Raw genomic sequence first — 17169 nt, 5'->3', positions numbered from 1 at the left:
GATTCTGGGAAACAGATGTCACTTCGCGTCGTTTTTATGGGCACCCCCGACTTCTCCGTTCCAACCCTGATGGAAATTGTCGGGCAGGGCCATGAGGTTGTCGCTTGCTATTCACAGCCGCCGCGTCCGGCCGGGCGGGGCATGGATTTGAAGAAGTCCCCCGTCCACGAGGCGGCGGAGTCTTTTGGCATTCCGGTTTTCACGCCCACAAGCCTGAAAGGTCCGGAAGACCAAGCTCAGTTTGCCGCGCTTGACGCCGATGTTGCGGTTGTTGTCGCCTACGGTCTGTTGCTGCCGAAGGCGATTCTGGAGGCTCCGGAAAACGGCTGCCTGAACTTGCACGCATCGATGCTGCCGCGCTGGCGGGGTGCGGCGCCGATCAATCGGGCAATCATGGCCGGGGACAAAGAGACAGCGGTTCAGGTCATGCGGATGGAAGAGGGCCTGGACACGGGTCCTGTTTGTATGTCTGAGACTGTAGCAATCTCGGAAAATATGACCGCCGGAGAGTTGCACGACCAATTGTCGAGCCTTGGCGGCGACTTGATGGTTCGGGCACTCGCAGCCTTGTCCCGGAACGCGCTGGGCGAACAGGTGCAGTCCGAGGAGGGTGTCACCTATGCGGCGAAGCTCTTCAAACAGGAAACTCGGATCGATTGGTCTTTGCCGGCTGCAAACGTACACAATCACATTCGTGGCCTTTCGCCGTTTCCGGGCGCCTGGTGCGAGATGGAGATGGGCGGTAAATCCGAACGGGTTAAGATTTTACGCAGCAGCTTGGCAGACGGCAATGGCAATCCCGGAAATGTTTTGTCTGTTGACGGAGCGCCAGTTGTGGCTTGTGGCGCTAATGCGGTGCGCCTCGATCAGGTTCAACGTGCTGGCAAGAAACCGATGACAGGCGAAGATTTCTTGCGCGGCGCTGCCCTATCTGTTGGAGCACATGTCAGCTAGGCTGCAGCAGGAGCGACCAATGAGCAATGACAGCACCATTTCCGACGTGACCATCCGGGAGCTGACACCTGCGGATGAAAAGGCTGTTGAGGCGCTTCTTCTGTCCGTTTATCCGTCGGATATGGAAGCGCGCCTCGTGCACAAGCTACGTCATTGCGGTGCGCTCGTACTGGAACAGGTGGCCGCAGCATCTGATGGCGCCATTCTTGGACATATCGCCTTCAGCCGTGTCACGAACACCACGATTGGGGCAAATCAAGCCGTTCAGGTCGCCTGTCTTGCGCCAGTATCGATACGGGCGGACAAGCAACGCACCGGGATCGGATCCCGGCTAATTGGATCGTCGATGCAGTCTCTTGGCGAGCTGCAGGAAGATCTGGTTTTGGTGCTCGGTCCGCCGAGCTATTTCCCAAAATTTGGCTTTGATGCAGAGCTGGCGAAAAAAGTTCATGGGCCCTATGCCGGTGCGGCTTTCATGGCGGCACCCTTGACCGAAGCTGGGTCGAACAACTTGCCGATCCAAGTCACCTTCGCCACGCCCTTTGAAGAATTTGAATAAGAAGACCGATGCCGCGATACAAGCTGACCGTGGAATATGATGGCCGGCCGTTTTCCGGATGGCAGCGGCAAGCAAATGCGCCGTCTGTGCAGGCGGTGATCGAGCGGGCGATCAAGGCTTTCTCCGGCGAAGCAGTGACCATTGGCGGGGCGGGGCGCACGGACACAGGCGTTCATGCCACAGGTCAGGTCTGCCACGCGGATCTCTCCAAGAAATGGCCAACCAAAACGGTCATGGGCGCGCTGAATTTCCATTGTCAGCCCGACCCGGTGGTCATCCTTGAGTGTGAAGAAATGCATGAGGGATTTGATGCCCGCTTTTCTGCGATCCGGCGTGCCTACCGCTATCGAATTCACAATCGTCTGCAGCCATTGACGCATCAACTCGGATTGGCTTGGCATGTGAAACATGAGCTGGATGCCGATGCCATGCATGAGGCGGCGCAGGAGTTCGTTGGCCACCACGATTTCACAACCTTCCGTCACTCCCGGTGTCAGGCAAAAAGCCCGGAAAAGACGCTTGAGCATTTTTCAGTTTACCGGGACGGCGAATTTGTCATTGCCGAATGTTCCAGCCGATCCTTTCTGCACAATCAGGTCCGGTCAATGGTAGGAACCCTTCGTCTCGTTGGCGAAGGCCGGTGGGGTCCGGGGGATATCACCAAGGCGCTGCAGGCGCGGGACCGGAAAGCGTGCGGACCGGTTGCTCCAGCTGACGGTCTTTATCTGACCCGGGTTGATTACCGGCCTGCACAAATCGACATCGATTCCCTGGCGGAGTGGCAGGCGCGCAAAGCAGTGATGGCTGCTGAGGAGACTGAAGCGTAGTTGAGCAACGCTCACTCTCCCAAAATACTCCCTAAATTATACATTGTACCGAAAAGTAGAATAACCCCGGCAACCATCAATACGGTCCACGTAAAGAGCTGGAAGCCGATAGCAAACGCGCCGATACCGATCGCGCTGGCCGCCAGCCTCCGATCCTCTCTAAGCACATACGCCAACGTACCAAGCAGGATTACCACACCACCGAGAATTGGCCCGAGGGTTTTCAGCAATCGATCCAAGCTCCAGGGCTGGGCCTCTGGCTCTGGTTGAGGTTCGCCTTTCAGCGCGCGTACGGCAGATTGTCTGATATCAGCAACTGTTTCGCCGATCGTTTGACCTATGGTTCGCTGAGGGTCGAGTGGACCGGCGCCAAAATGGAACAAAACAATTAATAGCGCGCAACCACCAAAAAGAAGCCCAATCGAAGCCACCCAAGGACGTGTGATCTGTCGTCTGTTCGCCATATCAATTGCCGTCGAACTCCCAATACAAAGTTCATATCCGCAAGCATGACGAGACAGTGATTAAGAAGAGCTTATTGCAGCTGGCTAGGGCTTCTTAAGGTGAAGGGTGAGTCTGAACGCTTGACGCTGGCTCCTCCGCTATCACCACGCATTTTTTGTAAAGGTGCCATGTCGTGTGCCCGAGGATCGGCAATGTGATTATCAATCCCAGGAAACCGGGTGCCATTGAGACGATCAAGGTGGCGGTCACGGCGAACGCCCAACCGATCATTGGCACCGGAGATGTGACAACCGCACGAACGCTTGTGATCATTGCTGTGATGAAATCCCGGTCCTCTTCGAGAAGAAGCGGAAACGATATGACTGTCAGGGAAAAGAGGATCAGAGACAGGATCGCGCCGACCACGTGACCAACCGCCAGGAACATCAGGCCTTCCGGCGTCGAGACAATCTCGGTCAAAAACTCTTCAAACGAAGCGAATGACCGGAAGCCCAAAAACAGCGCAAGCAGCAACCGGACTTGGTACATCCACATGATCTGGATGAAGAGAACCACAAAAGCCATCCAGGAGAGTTCCCGGCCCTTTTGTGCCCACATGGTGCCCAAGATCTTGGACCAGGAGAGCTCTTCCCCCGATTGCAGTCTTCGGCTGACCTCGTAGAGTCCCACTGCGGCAAATGGGCCGAGAAGAACGAACCCTGCTGCCGCCGGATAGGACAGGTAACTCATCTTCAGTGCGGCGGCGCTGAGGACAACAAACAGCCCTCCCGCCGCGAAGATTGCTCCGATCGTAATGCCGTAGACCGGGGCGCGCCGGAAATCCGCCATACCTGCGGCCAGGGCATCAATCACATCATTGGCGGTGATCTTGTTGACCTGCGGCATTGGGCGCAGCTCATTTGACGCCAACTCTTGTTCGCTCATGTCTCAGCTTCCTCCCAAAAGCACACGAAACACATGTTTGTGGTCCGATGATACGCTTGAGGGAGCCCTTCCGCCAATGCGCAGAAGGGCTTACTTTTGATATTAAGTCTGAGGAGCTGGTTTAGGAGCTGCAGCCTCTGCCGCTGCCGCGGCAACGGCTTCCTTTTCGCTGTCATCGAGTTTTGCGTTTTCCGGCAGCTGCACCCGAACCTCCTTGCGGGCAAACTGGATCCCGTTTTCTTCAAACGCTTTTTGGACACGCTTGTAGATTTCCCGGCGGACACCGAACTGTTTGCCAGGCTTGGTGGTGAACTTGCCCCGGACGACGATACCAACATCGTCGACATCGGCGACACCTTGACCTTTGAATGGCGCAAGCATGTCGTCCTTGTATTCGTCCATCTCCATGATCTCTTGGCCGATTTTCTTGAAGATCTTGCGGACCTTCTCCTGATCGGTGTCGAACGGGATGGTGAACTTCAGCTTCATGATCACCCAGTCGCGCGACAGATTGGTGAGGTTGGAAATCTGACCATAAGGCACGACATGGACGGCGCCCTTGGTGCCGCGCAGTTGCATCGACCGGATCGAGATTTTTTCAATCGTGCCTTGGGCACCGCCAGTGTTAATGAATTCACCCATGCGGAATGCGTCGTCCATGAGGAAGAAAATGCCCGCGACGACATCGCTGACAAGCGTTTGTGCTCCAAATCCGACCGCCAGACCGACAACACCAGCACCAGCAAGCAACGGGGTGATGTTGACGCCGAGTTGGCTCAAGCCAAGCAGGACGGTGAGGGTAACAATTGTGACCTGCAGAACGATCCGGACAAGCGGCAGAATTGTCGCCAGCCGGGACTTGCCGGCACCGCCCATTTCCGATTCCTCATCCTGGGCGGCTTGTGGCGGCGAGTCTTTCGCCAGCTGCCGGCTTACCCAAAGATTGGTGATCTCCCAGGCCAGATAACCGGCGGCCAAAATCAGAAGGAAGATGACACTGTTGCGCGCAACATCGGATCCCCCATCACCCCCAAGAGCCAAGAGGTTCAGGCCGTAAATGCGGCCTACGGTCAGGATGAGGAAAGCAAGCAGTGCGACACGGGCGATCCGGACATAGCTGTGCCGGGTTTGCATGTGCGCGGCCTCGGCAACCGGACCTTCGCCCTGCATCGGCGGAACAATATGCGACACGATCCCGCGAACCATCGTGTCGAGGAATGGGGCAAAGACCACGAGAGCAATGACGCCGAGCGACCGGCCCGCTGTCAATGCATCAATGCCCATGCTGGATGTGATCTGGACGAGCAGCCAGTTGAAGACAATGAACGCCATTGAGAAATAAGGCCAGAACCGCGCCATGCGCTCCAGGCCGCTGGTGGGTTCTTCATCGTCGCCCAGGATGATGTTTGTGAGGCCGTGCCGCGATTTCCAGAGAACAGCGACCAGCCAGGCGTTGACACCAAAACCGATGAAAAACCGATAGGTTTCGCCAACATCGGCCCCGGTCGCCAGCATTACATTGCGCACGAAAAACGAAACGCCGACAAAGGCGAACAGTGACGTGAAGCTGCGGTAGAGCGACTTTGCGGTCGTGTCATTGGCACTTACCAAACGCAATTCGCTTCGTTGGGGCGCAAGCGCAAATCGCAACAACGCCGCAATGGCCCTCGGTAGCAGAACAATCCAAAACACTGCCTGGAACGCAAAGGACCGGGTTACAGGGTCGAAGATCGCCATTCGGCCGACAATCATGACGACAATCGCGAAAATGATCAGTCCGCCAAGGTCCAGTCCGGCCCGCGAGGAAACAGTCTTAATGGTCTGGAAGAGGGAGTCAGGCTCCTGAGACTGGATTTGCTCTCGTTTTTTGATGACCAAGCGATTGAATAGAAACTCGGCGGCATAACCCGTGACCAAGAGCAGAGCGATCGAGCCGAGGAGAATGTGGACCGGTCCGGCGACCGAGCCTGCAAACAAGGCGGCGATCCCTGACACGATCCCTGTAACAAGTGCAGGCAAGTTTTGGAAATGGCCGGCGATCATGGCCCCGAAGGCGCCAACTGCGGATTGCACCTGCTCGATGAAGCTCCCCCCCTCGGCAGATGCGTCAATGCTTGCATTCTTGGCGTCAGCGCCTTCTTGCAGCAAGGTAACGAGATCAGCCAGCGCATTGACTTGATCTGGATCGAGATCAGACGCGAGCTTTTCCATCGACTCTTGCTGGAGTGCTGGTGGAAGTGCCGATGCCGTTTCCTGGGCGTTTGACGGAGTTATGAAAAGTGGGATGGAAATGAGTGCGATGAGGAAATAGGCGATGGGATTCTTTATTATTGAAGCATTGATCATGGGTGCCCCGCTCAGGAAGTGGAACTGGAGGGTAATTGCGTTAATCTCCCTACCGGCAAAAGCCTGCCAAAAAATTACGCAGCGGTATTATTGACTTGTTGCGACAGAAAAAACCAGTGCGGCGTTGGTATGCGTCTTTCGCGTAGAACGAAGCTTGATCCCGATGTCTTAAGCGACTAACTCCTGTCCAGACCTGATTTTAACAAGTGGTATTCTATGACCAACGCTCCAAGCGCCAACATTTCACCTGGTCCCGTCTGGGCCCTGTTCAGCCCGATCGGACGGATCGGGCGGGAGCCCTATTGGCTGAGTTTTGCGCTTGTGTGGGTCGTGATCGCGATTTCCGTGAACATGTGGTGGAGCTCGACCGAGATCGATTTCACAGCTGAGACGGTGGCGATTTCCCAATTCATGGAATCCAATCCGCTGTTTCCGATCTTGTTTTTTGTTCTGCAGTGGATCGAATTGGCGCTTGTAATCAAGCGATTGCAGGATATGGGATTCAGTGGATTCTGGGCCTTGCTGATCTTTGTGCCCGGTCTGAATATTCTGATGGTCTTGATCGTTGGTTTTACGCCGGGTGTCGCAGAACCCAACAAGCATGGCCCCTTGCCCAACAGTTACTGGCGCAAAAGCTGATCCCGCCTGCCATCCAACACTATAAAAGTTTGCATTATGTCCATGTCGCCTGCCACCGTCATCGCCCGTGATTTGATCCGGTGCCCGTCTGTCACACCGAAAGAAGGTGGCGCTTTGTCGGCGCTTGAGGCGCTTCTGAAAGACGCCGGTTTCCGCGTGGATAGAGTGGTTTTTCAGGACGACGACACACCGGATGTTGAAAATCTCTTTGCCTCTATTGGATCTGGAGCCCCGCATTTTGTTTTCGCGGGGCACACTGATGTCGTTCCAGCTGGTTCTGAAGCGGATTGGACGCACGGACCGTTCGAGGGCGAGATCAATAGTGGCGTGCTTTATGGCCGCGGTGCTGTCGATATGAAGGGAGGCATTGCCTCCTTTGCAGCCGCCGCGCTTGAGTTCATTGACCACAATGGAACGGATTTCGGCGGCACGATTTCGTTCCTGATCACGGGTGACGAAGAAGGGCCGGCGATCAATGGCACGGTCAAATTGCTGGAGTGGGCTGACAAGCAAGGCCATCGGTTTGACGCCTGCATCGTCGGCGAGCCGACCAATCCGGACGCTCTTGGAGACGCAATCAAGGTGGGCCGCAGGGGATCTCTCTCGGGCATTGTCACAGTCACCGGGGTTCAGGGCCATGCAGCTTATCCGCATCTTGCGGACAATCCGATCCCGGGCCTGACAAATCTGATGGCTGCACTCAACGATCTAAAATTGGACGAAGGCAATGAGCGGTTTCAGCCCTCCAATTTGGAGATCGTGACGGTCGATGTCGGCAACACGGCATTCAATGTCATTCCGGCCCGGTCAGAGTTCCGGTTTAACATCCGCTACAATGACACTTGGACGCTGGATAGCCTGAAGGCGAGGATCCTGGAGACGCTGGAAACGGTGGACCTGGGTTCCTTAAAAATGAACATCGAGTTCAAGAGAGACGCCAGCGAGTCTTTCCTGACCAAAGATGAAACGCTGATTGAGGCGCTCAGCATGGCCGTCTCTGAGGAAACAGGGCGGACGCCGGAACTATCGACAGGCGGCGGGACGTCAGATGCCCGGTTTATCAAGAACTACTGTCCTGTTGTGGAGTTTGGTCTGGTCGGTCAAACGATGCACAAGGTTGATGAATGTGTCGCAGTGGAAGATCTTGACCGTCTGGCTGCAATCTATCATCGATTCCTGGTCAGCTACTTTTCGAAATAGGCCGGAGCCGTCGGGATTTGATCAGTACCAATGAATTGCGGGCAGCGTGGGAAGGCTCATGGCTTCTTTTGCGCAGTGACCCACAGGGAATGTCCTATTTCGACTTGTCCCTACAGGGGTTCTGGCGATCGTTTCAGGTGATCTTCTTGTTGGCGCCTGTGTTTCTGGTCAGCGCCATGGCGGAAAAGAAACTGCTGATTTCTGAAAACGTCATCGTCGCAGAGCTCTTTCCCGCAGACACCTACTGGTTTGCTCAATTCATGAGCCTTGGCATCGATTGGGTTACATTGCCGCTCATTCTGGCGCTCATCGCCGGACCGATTGGTATTTCACGGCAATACGTGCCGTTTATTGTGGTGCGCAATTGGACGAGCATTCTGGCATCCATGCCCTATCTGGCTATCGCTCTGTTGTACCTGACCGGCATCATCCCGTCCGGGATCATGGTGCTACTGTCGTTCACCTGCCTGATTGTCGTGCTGTGGTACCGGTTCCTGATTGCACGCATTGCCTTGCAGGCATCAGTCAGCATGGCGATCGGAATTGTATTCCTCGACATTCTTTTGTCGCTCGTGATCGGCGAGCTGACGGGACGTCTTTGGGCAGCTTGAATTAACCGGCCAAAACGCAGAAAACCCGCCGCAGACCGGCGGGTTTTCCGATTTAACTCAAGCTTTCGCTGTTGATAGCTTGTCGCGTTTAGCGGAACTCAGGCAGCTTCAGGTTTCGCGTACGAGGCATAGCCGAATGGCAGCGAAACCTGAATCCGGTTAAACGCGATTTGCCCTAGTCGCGCAGCAGCTCGTTGATCGCGGTCTTGGACCGTGTCTTTTCGTCGACCGTCTTAACGATAACGGCGCAGTAGAGGTGCGGGGCAGCTTCACCATTGCCCATGGTGTTTGCGCTGGGCATGGAGCCGGCAACAACGACCGAATACGGCGGGACTTCGCCGTAGGTGATCTCACCGGTCATGCGGTTGACGATCTTTGTCGACTTGCCGATGAAAACGCCCATACCCAGGACAGAGCCTTCGCGGACAATGCAGCCCTCGACCACTTCTGAGCGGGCTCCGATGAAGCAGTTGTCTTCGATGATGACAGGACCGGCCTGAAGCGGCTCCAGGACACCGCCAATACCAACACCGCCCGACAGGTGAACGTTCTTGCCGATTTGAGCACAAGAGCCGACAGTCGCCCAGGTATCCACCATCGTGCCCTCGTCGACATAGGCACCGAGGTTGACGAACGATGGCATCAGCACAACGCCTTTGCCGATGAAGGCGGAGCGGCGGACGGTGCAGTTCGGCACAGCCCGGAAGCCGGCGTCTTCAAAATCGAGGCCCCGCCAGCCGTCAAACTTGGACGGAACCTTGTCCCACCAGGTCGCATCTCCCGGACCGCCCTTGATTACATCCATCGGGTTGAGACGGAACGACAGCAGAACCGCTTTCTTGGCCCACTGATTGACAACCCAGTCGCCGTCTTTCTTTTCTGCGACCCGCAATTGCCCACGATCGAGTAGGTTCAGCGTGGTTTCGACAGCATCACGAACATCGCCGGTCGTGTGGATGTCGATCGAGGCGCTGTCTTCGAACGCCGCATCAATGGTTTTCGAAAGGGCTGCAAGGTCGTGTGTCATCTGGAAGCAAGTCTCCGGAACTGAGGAATTCAGCGCGGACCTAAGCCTCCGCACCGGCAGGTGTCAAGCGTGGCAGCGACCAGAAGGGGTCGGCAAACGGCAAACAACCGGCGCTTGGACGGGAAACACTTTCTCTCCTCGATCTCAGAATGACCGCTATAGTTGAAAGAAACTCATAGAAGGGCGTTCAAAACAATAATTATTCCGGCTTTCCGTAGGCTGTAGAGTGAATTCATATCAATAATTAGACTGATGCTCTGATGGAACTCTGGATCCCGATTACGCTCTTTGCCGCATTTTGCCAGAATCTGCGCTCCGCGGTTCAGAAACATTTGAAAGGCCAGCTCGGAAGCACAGGCGCGACTTTTGTCCGGTTTGGATACGGATTTCCATTTGCCTTTCTTTATGTCGCGGTCTTGCATGCCGGGTTCGGTTTTGAGTTTCCCGAAATTAACGCCGTATTCTTGATTGCAGGGGCTCTGGGAGGCTTGGCTCAAATCTTCGGCACGTTTTTGCTTGTCTATCTGTTCTCATTCCGGAATTTCGCGGTCGGTACGGCTTACTCGAAAACGGAGCCGATCCAGGCAGCGCTTTTTGGTTTCCTGCTGTTGGGCGAACATATTTCCTGGGCGACCGGTGTTTGCATCCTGATTGGTATTGCGGGCGTGATCGTCATTTCACTTGCCCGTACGTCATTGAGTGCTTCCGTTGTCCGGCGATCTCTATTGGGTCGGCCTGCCCTGATCGGTCTCGGGTCAGCGGCCATGTTTGGCGCGTCTGCCGCCGCTTATCGCGTGGCCTCACTGTCTTTGGAGGGCACGGGTGTTCCAATGCAAGCCGGCTTTGCGCTGGCCTACGCAACGCTGTTTCAGACCATCGTCATGATCGCCTGGATGATCTTCCGGGAACCGGAGCAACTGACGGCCAGTCTGGCCGCCTGGCGCGTCGCCATCTGGGCGGGAGCGACAGGCGTTGCCGGTTCGATCGGGTGGTTTACGGCCATGACCTTGCAGAACGTTGCCTATGTCCGGGCACTGGCACAGATCGAGCTGGTGTTCACGTTCCTGGCGTCTTGGCTTGTGTTTAAGGAAACAATTGCACGATCAGAGATCGCGGGCTGTATCCTTATTGTGCTGGCTGTGTTGGGCATTATCCTTTGGAGCTGAGCGGATTACGCAGCGTCCTGGAGCCAGTCACGAAAGGCTGAGACAGGGCGGCTCAGGGTCCGTGCCGGGGAGCGGACAAACCAGTATCCTGTCTCTAGCTCCAATACGGTCCAGTCCGGGCAAATGAGATGGCCAGCGTCCAGTTCCTGTGAGACAAACCGCCGGTCAATCGCAATTGCGCCCATACCGGCAATGGCTGCCTGGATAGCAAGGTCCCGGCTCTGCAGCAGGGTTCCTGATTTCGTATCTGGATGATCTAAGCCAGCCGCGTTTAGCCACTGGCTCCAGTCATTACGGCGGGATGCGCTGTGTAGCAGGGGCAGTCCGGTCAGGACGGATGGGTCCTTAGGGTCCTTGCCAGCCAAAAGCCCAGGCGCCATGGCAACTGCCAAATGCTCCTTCCAAAGAAGATGGCTTTCGACGCTTGGCCAGTTGCCCGTTCCGAGGCGGATAGCGCAGTCATAATTCTCGCGATCCAGATCAACCATCCGTGTAGATGTCGACAGCAGCAGTTCAACATCCGGCTGGTTGGATTGAAACTGTGGAAGGCGAGGGATCAACCACCGTGTGGCAAAGGTCGACACGGTGCTGATGCGCAACTCTGTGCGGCCACGCCGCTTGAAGCTGTCGACAGCTTCATCAATTCTATCAAACGCATCGCCGAGACTGAGTGCGAGCCGTTGACCTTCCTCGGTCAAGGTCAAGCCGCGGCCATCCCGGTTGACCAGTGTCGCGCCAAGTTCACTTTCCAGCTTGCGCATCAGATGGGACAAGGCGGAGGGGGACACGCCCAGTTTTTCAGCCGCCAGTGCTGCCCGTCCGTGACGGGCAAGCAGGGCAAAAGCGTTAAGTGCGCGAAGAGACGCCATAGGTGATCGAACCAGATTGAGTTTTTCTCAATCTAAGAGATACGTGCTTCTTAAGCCAGCGATCCTTTGACGGCTTTCAAAAATCCCGCCAGATCCTCGGTCACAAAATCAACATGCGGGTAGGGATCTGCTTCCAGATCCAGGTTTTCCTGCAAGACTTCACGAGATCCTCTCGGTACAATCAGCGTGGTGCGCATGCCGAGATGGTGCGGAACAGAGAGATTCTTGGCGAGGTCCTCGAACATGGCAGCGCGTGCCGGTGCAACGCCTGTCCGTGACAGGAACATCTCGTATGTCTCGCGGTTGGGCTTGGGGATCAGCTCTGCGGATACGATATCGAAAATGTCTTCAAAATGGTTTGAAATGCCGAGCGCTTCCGCAGTTCGTTCGGCATGCGGACGATCACCATTCGTGAAGATGAATTTTTTGCCCGGCAATGCCTCGATCGCGGTGCCCAAATCGGGATCGGGCGCGAGGTTCGAATAGTCGATGTCATGGACGAAGGCGAGGTAGTCGTCCGGGTCGATGTTGTGGGTGGTCATCAGCCCGCGCAACGTGGTACCGTATTCATGGTACAACGCCTTCTGGTGCACCATGGCTTCGTCCCGCCCAAGATCCAGAATTTTCTGCACATACTTGGAGATCTGGTCATTGATCTGCGGAAAGAGGTCTGATTCATGCGGATAGAGTGTGTTGTCGAGATCGAACACCCACGCTTCAACGCCCTGGAATACGCGCAGGTCTTGCCGGTGCGCATGCCGGCCTTCGGTCGGTAGAAAGGAGTTGTCGGTCACGGGCGTATCAGCGTCCCGGCGCCGCCATCGGTGAAGAGCTCCAAGAGAACCGCATGCGGCACCTTGCCATTCAGGATAACGACGCCCTCAACACCGCGTTCCAGCGCATCAATGCAAGTCTCGACTTTTGGGATCATGCCGCCGGAAATCGTTCCGTCTGCCATCAGTTCCCGAGCTTTTGCAACGGTCAGCTGCTTGATCAGTTGACCATCCTTGTCGAGGACACCCGGCACGTCGGTCAGGAACAACAAGCGCTTGGCATTCAGGGAACCGGCAATTGCACCGGCGCAGGTGTCCGCGTTGATGTTGTAAGTTTCGCCGTCATCTCCCGGAGCAACCGGTGCAACAACAGGAATGATGTCTTCCTTGAGCACGAGTTTGAGGACCGTTGGATCAACTTCTGCCGGTTCTCCGACAAACCCGAGATCCAGAACGCTCTCAATATTGCTGTTCGGATCGACCACAGTGCGCTTCAGCTTGCGCGCCTGGATCAGATTACCGTCCTTGCCGCACAGACCGACCGCACGGCCGCCCTCGGCGTTGATCAGCTGCACGATCTCCTTGTTGATCGCACCGGCAAGGACCATCTCGACAACCTCAACCGTTGCCTTGTCCGTGACCCGCAGTCCGCCCTTGAACTCACTGACGATGTTCAGCCGTTCGAGCATCTTGCCGATTTGCGGACCACCGCCGTGAACCACCACAGGATTGACACCGCTTTGGCGCAACAAGGTTATGTCCCGGGCAAATGCCTGACCGAGATCCGTGTCGCCCATGGCATGCCCGCCATACTTCACGACAACAGTCTTGTCGTCATAGCGCTGCATGTAAGGCAGAGCTTGAGAGATAATGTGCGCGCGGCTCGAAGTCTCAGGTGCGGTCATAAAGAAACGATACTCTTCAGTTTATTCGGCAGAAGTCCATGAAAGCGAAAGAGCTTTGCTATACCGGGTTTGGCGAGATCTCACAATCAATGATGCCCCGGAGGTCTATTGAGTGGCGAGGTTACAAAGTTCTGCCCGGAGCTCATCTACTCCCCGGTTTTTCTCCGAGGACGTTGCGATAATCTCAGGATGGGCTGCCACCCGTTTTGCCAGTGCAGCCTTGGTTTCATCGACCAGGCGCACCAGGGCAGGTGGCTTGATTTTGTCGGCCTTGGTCAACACGACCTGGTAGACAACCGCAGCTTTATCAAGCAGCTCCATCGCCTCAAGATCGTTCTTCTTGATCCCGTGACGGCTGTCAATCAACAGGATTACGCGCCGAAGGTTCGGGCGGCCACGAAGATAGGAGAACACGAGATTTGTCCAGGCCTCGACCAGTTCCTTCGGGGCCTGTGCATATCCGTAGCCGGGCATGTCGACGATCGTGAGCGGTGTCTCCGGCGCGACAAAGAAGTTCAGCATCTGTGTCCGGCCCGGGGTGGACGACGTCCGGGCAAGCCCTTTTCGCCCAGTTAGCGCATTGATCAGGCTGGATTTGCCGACATTTGACCGTCCAGCAAAGGCGATTTCCGTGCCGGCGGCAGGCGGCAAATTTGCCATATCGGTCACGCTGGTCAGAAAATCCCATGGCCGGGCAAACATCAGCCGCCCGGCTTCCAGATCTTCCTCGGTATAGGTTTCATTGTCACTCATGAGTTGCCTTCTAACCTGCCTGTGCAGTTGCGTCGAGCATGTTCGCAGGTTCCAGGGCTGCAGTTTCCAACGTTTCGATATCCGATGCTCTGATTGCCGAAAGGTTCCGGGAGATTTTCTCTACCGGCCAATCCCACCATGCAATATCCAGGAGACGGTCGATCGTTCGCTCGTCAAAGCGCATCTTGATGACCCGGGCCGGATTGCCGACAGCAATCGCAAATGGAGGGATGTCCGACGCAACGACAGCATGGGCACCGATGATTGCGCCAGAGCAAATAGTTACACCCGGCATAACAACGGAGTTGGTGCCAAACCAGACGTCATGCTGCACAAGCGTGTCCCCGCGCAAATGATCAAAGATCGTCGTTGGATCGAAGCCTTCTTCCCAACCGTTGCCGAAGATATTGAACGGGTAGGTCGAAACGCCGGTCATTGCGTGGTTTGCGCCATTCATAATGAATGTTGTACCTGATGCGAGTGCGCAAAACCGTCCGATCCTGAGTTTGTCTCCGACGAAGTCGAAGTGATAACGCACGTTGCGGTTTTCAAACTCCGCCGCGTGTGTGTCGTCGTGATAATAGGTGTAATCGCCGACCTCGATGTTGGGTCGGGTAATGACATTCTTCAGAAAAACCGTGTGCGGCTCACCGTTGAATGGGTGCGTGTTATCAGGGGCTGGGCCGTGCATTGGACCTCCAAAACAAAGAAACAAGGGAAGTTGGGCGCGTCATTGACAACGCGGTCGACCAACCGGTCAGCGGCTTCGCCTTGCGGAACTGGTCTTTGTCTTAGTGGTTCATTGACTGGACACTCCTGACACTTAAAAGGCCCCGCCGGTTGGCGAGGCCTTTGGTCTATATCTTTATTTTCCGGGTTTGTCAGCTCTTGTCGTCGGCTGCCGGTTTCTTTCGTTTGAACATGGAGCCAAGATTGTCCCAAAGCTCCACCTTGACGCCCTGGCGGCTCATAATCACCCACTGCTGCGCAATCGAGAGCGAGTTGTTCCACGCCCAGTAGATAACAAGGCCTGCCGGGAACGATGCCAGCATGAAGGTGAAGACCACAGGCATCCAGGTAAAGATCATCTGTTGTGTCGGATCTGGCGGAGCCGGGTTCATCTTCATTTGGACAAACATCGTGATGCCCATGATCAGCGGCCAGACCCCAAGCATCAGAAGCTGCGGCGGATCCCACGGGATCAAACCGAACAGATTGAACAAGGACGTCGGGTCCGGGGCACTGAGATCCTGGATCCAGCCAAAGAACGGCGCGTGGCGCATTTCAATAGTGACGAAGAGCACTTTGTAGAGTGCGAAGAACACCGGGATCTGGATCAGGATCGGCAAGCAGCCGGCCAGTGGGTTGATCTTCTCCTTCTTGTACAGCTCCATCAGCGCTTGCTGCTGCTTCTGTCGGTCATCCGCATATTTCTCGCGGATCTCCGTCATCTGAGGCTGCACCAGTTTCATCTTACTCATGCTGACATAGGATTTGTTTGCCAGCGGGAAGAAGAACAGTTTGATGATGACGGTGACGAGGAGGATCGCGACACCAAAGTTTCCGAAATAGTGGAACAGGAAGTCGATGGCGTAAAACATCGGCTTAGTCAGGAAGTAGAACCAACCCCAGTCGATCAGCAGCTCAAAACGCTCGATGCTCAGAGAGGCCTCATAAGCGTCGAGGAGATTGGTCTCCTTGGCACCTGCAAAAAGATAAGAGCTGGTTTCGCCGACGCCGCCTGCAGGGACAACAACCGCGTTGCCGAGATAGTCTGCCTGGAAGTTTCCGCTCTGCGCGCCGTAGCTGAAGCCCGGCTGGAACTCCTGACCAGGTGTCGGAATGAGGGTTGCAGCCCAGTATTTGTCGGTGATGCCAAGCCATCCGCGATCGACTGCAGCCGGGCGTACCGGACCGTCTTCTTCCAAATCGGAATAGTCGACTTCGACGAGGCCTTCTTCACCAAAGACGCCGAGCAGACCTTCATGAAGGATCCAGATACCGGTTGTTTCAGGAATACCTTTGCGCGCAATCAAGCCATAAGGATAGAGCGTGACCGCATCGCCTGAGTTATTTGTCACCGATTGGGTGACGTCAAACATGTAGTTCTCGTCCACAGAGAAGGTGCGATTAAACACAAGACCTTCGCCATTGTCCCAGGACAGGGTCAAAGGCGTGGACGGTGTAAGGTTTGACGAACCGTTGACGGACCAAACCGTATCCGGTCCCGGCAGGGTGATGTTGGCACCTGCATCAGGAACCCAACCGTAGTCGCTGTAGTACGGGTTAGGGCTGCCGGTTGGCGAGAACAGGACAATTGTCGGGCTGCTCCGGTCAACTGTCTCGTGATAGTCCTTCAATCGCAGGTCGTCGAGCCGGCCACCTGTCAAGTTGATGGATCCTTCAAGACGCGGAGTGTCAATGACCACGCGTTGTGTCGCAGAAACGGCCTGTTCGCGAGAGGCAAATCCCTGCGGACTCGTTGCGGACGGCGCGACGGTGGCGCGCGAGCCTGCAACGGATGGGATCGGTGCGTCAGGGTTTACCCCACCTGGGCTAGCCTGTTGAGCAGCGTCTGCTTCCTGTTGGGCCTGAAGTGCCGCCTGTTGGCGCTCCAATTGCGGACCGGCATAAAAATACTGCCACGCCAGCAGAACGATCAGGGACAGAACGATTGCGAGAATCGTATTGCGGTTTTCAGAAATCAACTGGATTTACCCCTGTTACCTTTAAGGTGATGCATCTGTTTCTGCCGGTTGCCCTTGCGTGGCTTGCCGCGCCCGCGCGGTGTCGCCGGATCCAGTACCTGGTGTAGCCCAGACTTAAGGTCTGCAACCAGATTTGGGAAGGGAAGAGTCAGCGCAGAATCACGCGCGACCAGCACAAAATCTGCATTTTCGGGAATTTCGGCTGGTGAAAGCTCAGCAACAGCCGCGCGCAAGCGCCGCTTGATGCGGCTGCGGACAACGGAATTGCCGGTTTTTTTTGTGACTGTGTAGCCAATCCGTGGCGCAGCCTCGACAGTGCGTTGCAAGCCTTGAACAACAAAAGCGCGCCGGCCCAAACGGCCACCTTTGGCAACCGCAAGGAAATCGGAGCGCTTTTTGAGTGTGTTCATGGCTGCGGATTGGCTGTTGGCATGCGCCGCCAA

The 17169-nt window shown here is 55.8% G+C and carries 18 protein-coding genes; 7 read left to right on the top strand and 11 right to left on the bottom strand.

The annotated features are described in order from the left end of the window. The first annotated feature begins 15 nt into the window (after positions 1–15). From fmt to truA, 3 genes are read left to right on the top strand one after another with little or no spacing between them, the layout of a single operon-like run. Positions 16–954 carry a methionyl-tRNA formyltransferase gene (gene fmt, locus ACQY4Z_RS08985; protein WP_428528552.1) on the top strand — a complete coding sequence of 313 codons (939 nt, stop codon included), beginning with the start codon at positions 16–18 and terminating at the stop codon, positions 952–954. Between the two features lie 19 nt (positions 955–973). Beyond that, positions 974–1513 carry a GNAT family N-acetyltransferase gene (locus tag ACQY4Z_RS08980; RefSeq protein WP_428528550.1) on the top strand — a complete coding sequence of 180 codons (540 nt, stop codon included), beginning with the start codon at positions 974–976 and terminating at the stop codon, positions 1511–1513. Positions 1514–1521: 8 nt separating this feature from the next. After that, positions 1522–2340, top strand: a complete 819-nt coding sequence (gene truA, locus ACQY4Z_RS08975; protein WP_428528548.1) for a tRNA pseudouridine(38-40) synthase TruA — start codon at positions 1522–1524, stop codon at positions 2338–2340. 11 nt (positions 2341–2351) lie between these two features. On the opposite strand, the gene ACQY4Z_RS08970 is transcribed toward truA, so the two are convergent. From ACQY4Z_RS08970 to ACQY4Z_RS08960, 3 genes are all read right to left on the bottom strand, one after another. Continuing rightward, complete coding sequence (locus ACQY4Z_RS08970; protein ID WP_428528546.1) at positions 2352–2804, bottom strand: hypothetical protein; 453 nt, start codon at positions 2802–2804, stop codon at positions 2352–2354. 94 nt (positions 2805–2898) lie between these two features. Then, entirely contained in the window at positions 2899–3729 is an 831-nt protein-coding gene (locus ACQY4Z_RS08965; protein ID WP_428528544.1) for a DUF2189 domain-containing protein, read from the bottom strand. A gap of 102 nt (positions 3730–3831) precedes the next feature. Further along, the gene (locus tag ACQY4Z_RS08960; protein ID WP_428528542.1) at positions 3832–5940 is read right to left on the bottom strand and encodes a mechanosensitive ion channel family protein; all 2109 of its coding nucleotides are present in this window, start codon (positions 5938–5940) and stop codon (positions 3832–3834) included. 351 nt (positions 5941–6291) lie between these two features. Between ACQY4Z_RS08960 and ACQY4Z_RS08955 the strand changes: the two genes are divergently transcribed. Genes ACQY4Z_RS08955 through ACQY4Z_RS08945 form a run of 3 tightly spaced genes read left to right on the top strand, consistent with a single transcriptional unit; the run spans position 6292 to position 8525 of the window. Beyond that, on the top strand, positions 6292–6714 hold the full coding sequence (locus ACQY4Z_RS08955; protein WP_428528540.1) for a DUF805 domain-containing protein: 423 nt from the start codon (positions 6292–6294) through the stop codon (positions 6712–6714). A gap of 36 nt (positions 6715–6750) precedes the next feature. After that, entirely contained in the window at positions 6751–7914 is a 1164-nt protein-coding gene (dapE, locus tag ACQY4Z_RS08950) for a succinyl-diaminopimelate desuccinylase (RefSeq protein ID WP_428528538.1), read from the top strand. Between the two features lie 17 nt (positions 7915–7931). Further along, a complete protein-coding gene (locus ACQY4Z_RS08945; protein ID WP_209002326.1) occupies positions 7932–8525 on the top strand; it encodes a hypothetical protein in 594 nt (197 codons plus the stop codon). 175 nt (positions 8526–8700) lie between these two features. On the opposite strand, the gene dapD is transcribed toward ACQY4Z_RS08945, so the two are convergent. Continuing rightward, positions 8701–9552, bottom strand: a complete 852-nt coding sequence (gene dapD / locus ACQY4Z_RS08940) for a 2,3,4,5-tetrahydropyridine-2,6-dicarboxylate N-succinyltransferase (protein WP_409688828.1) — start codon at positions 9550–9552, stop codon at positions 8701–8703. 260 nt (positions 9553–9812) lie between these two features. Between dapD and ACQY4Z_RS08935 the strand changes: the two genes are divergently transcribed. Continuing rightward, a complete protein-coding gene (locus ACQY4Z_RS08935) occupies positions 9813–10718 on the top strand; it encodes an EamA family transporter (protein WP_428528536.1) in 906 nt (301 codons plus the stop codon). A gap of 5 nt (positions 10719–10723) precedes the next feature. Here ACQY4Z_RS08935 and ACQY4Z_RS08930 read toward each other — a convergent pair whose 3' ends face one another. From ACQY4Z_RS08930 to rnpA, 7 genes are all read right to left on the bottom strand, one after another. After that, the gene (locus tag ACQY4Z_RS08930; RefSeq protein ID WP_133948754.1) at positions 10724–11587 is read right to left on the bottom strand and encodes a LysR substrate-binding domain-containing protein; all 864 of its coding nucleotides are present in this window, start codon (positions 11585–11587) and stop codon (positions 10724–10726) included. Positions 11588–11637: 50 nt separating this feature from the next. Continuing rightward, complete coding sequence (locus tag ACQY4Z_RS08925) at positions 11638–12381, bottom strand: pyrimidine 5'-nucleotidase (protein WP_428528533.1); 744 nt, start codon at positions 12379–12381, stop codon at positions 11638–11640. After that, complete coding sequence (gene argB / locus ACQY4Z_RS08920) at positions 12378–13265, bottom strand: acetylglutamate kinase (protein ID WP_428528531.1); 888 nt, start codon at positions 13263–13265, stop codon at positions 12378–12380. The genes ACQY4Z_RS08925 and argB overlap by 4 nt, the downstream gene beginning before the upstream one ends. 105 nt (positions 13266–13370) lie before the next feature. Continuing rightward, positions 13371–14018 carry a ribosome biogenesis GTP-binding protein YihA/YsxC gene (gene yihA, locus ACQY4Z_RS08915; RefSeq protein ID WP_306148260.1) on the bottom strand — a complete coding sequence of 216 codons (648 nt, stop codon included), beginning with the start codon at positions 14016–14018 and terminating at the stop codon, positions 13371–13373. A gap of 10 nt (positions 14019–14028) precedes the next feature. Then, entirely contained in the window at positions 14029–14709 is a 681-nt protein-coding gene (locus ACQY4Z_RS08910) for a CatB-related O-acetyltransferase (protein WP_428528529.1), read from the bottom strand. A gap of 190 nt (positions 14710–14899) precedes the next feature. Then, positions 14900–16726 (bottom strand): membrane protein insertase YidC, encoded by a 1827-nt coding sequence (gene yidC / locus ACQY4Z_RS08905; protein WP_428528527.1) that lies wholly within the window; start codon positions 16724–16726, stop codon positions 14900–14902. Next, positions 16723–17169 carry a ribonuclease P protein component gene (rnpA, locus tag ACQY4Z_RS08900; RefSeq protein ID WP_428528525.1) on the bottom strand — a complete coding sequence of 149 codons (447 nt, stop codon included), beginning with the start codon at positions 17167–17169 and terminating at the stop codon, positions 16723–16725. The genes yidC and rnpA overlap by 4 nt, the downstream gene beginning before the upstream one ends.

It is taken from the genome of Roseibium sp. (assembly GCF_965276855.1).
In the GTDB taxonomy this organism is placed as follows: Bacteria; Pseudomonadota; Alphaproteobacteria; order Rhizobiales; family Stappiaceae; genus Roseibium.
The sequence above is the reverse complement of the archived record's forward strand: the minus strand, read 5'-3'. Positions and strand labels throughout refer to the sequence as shown.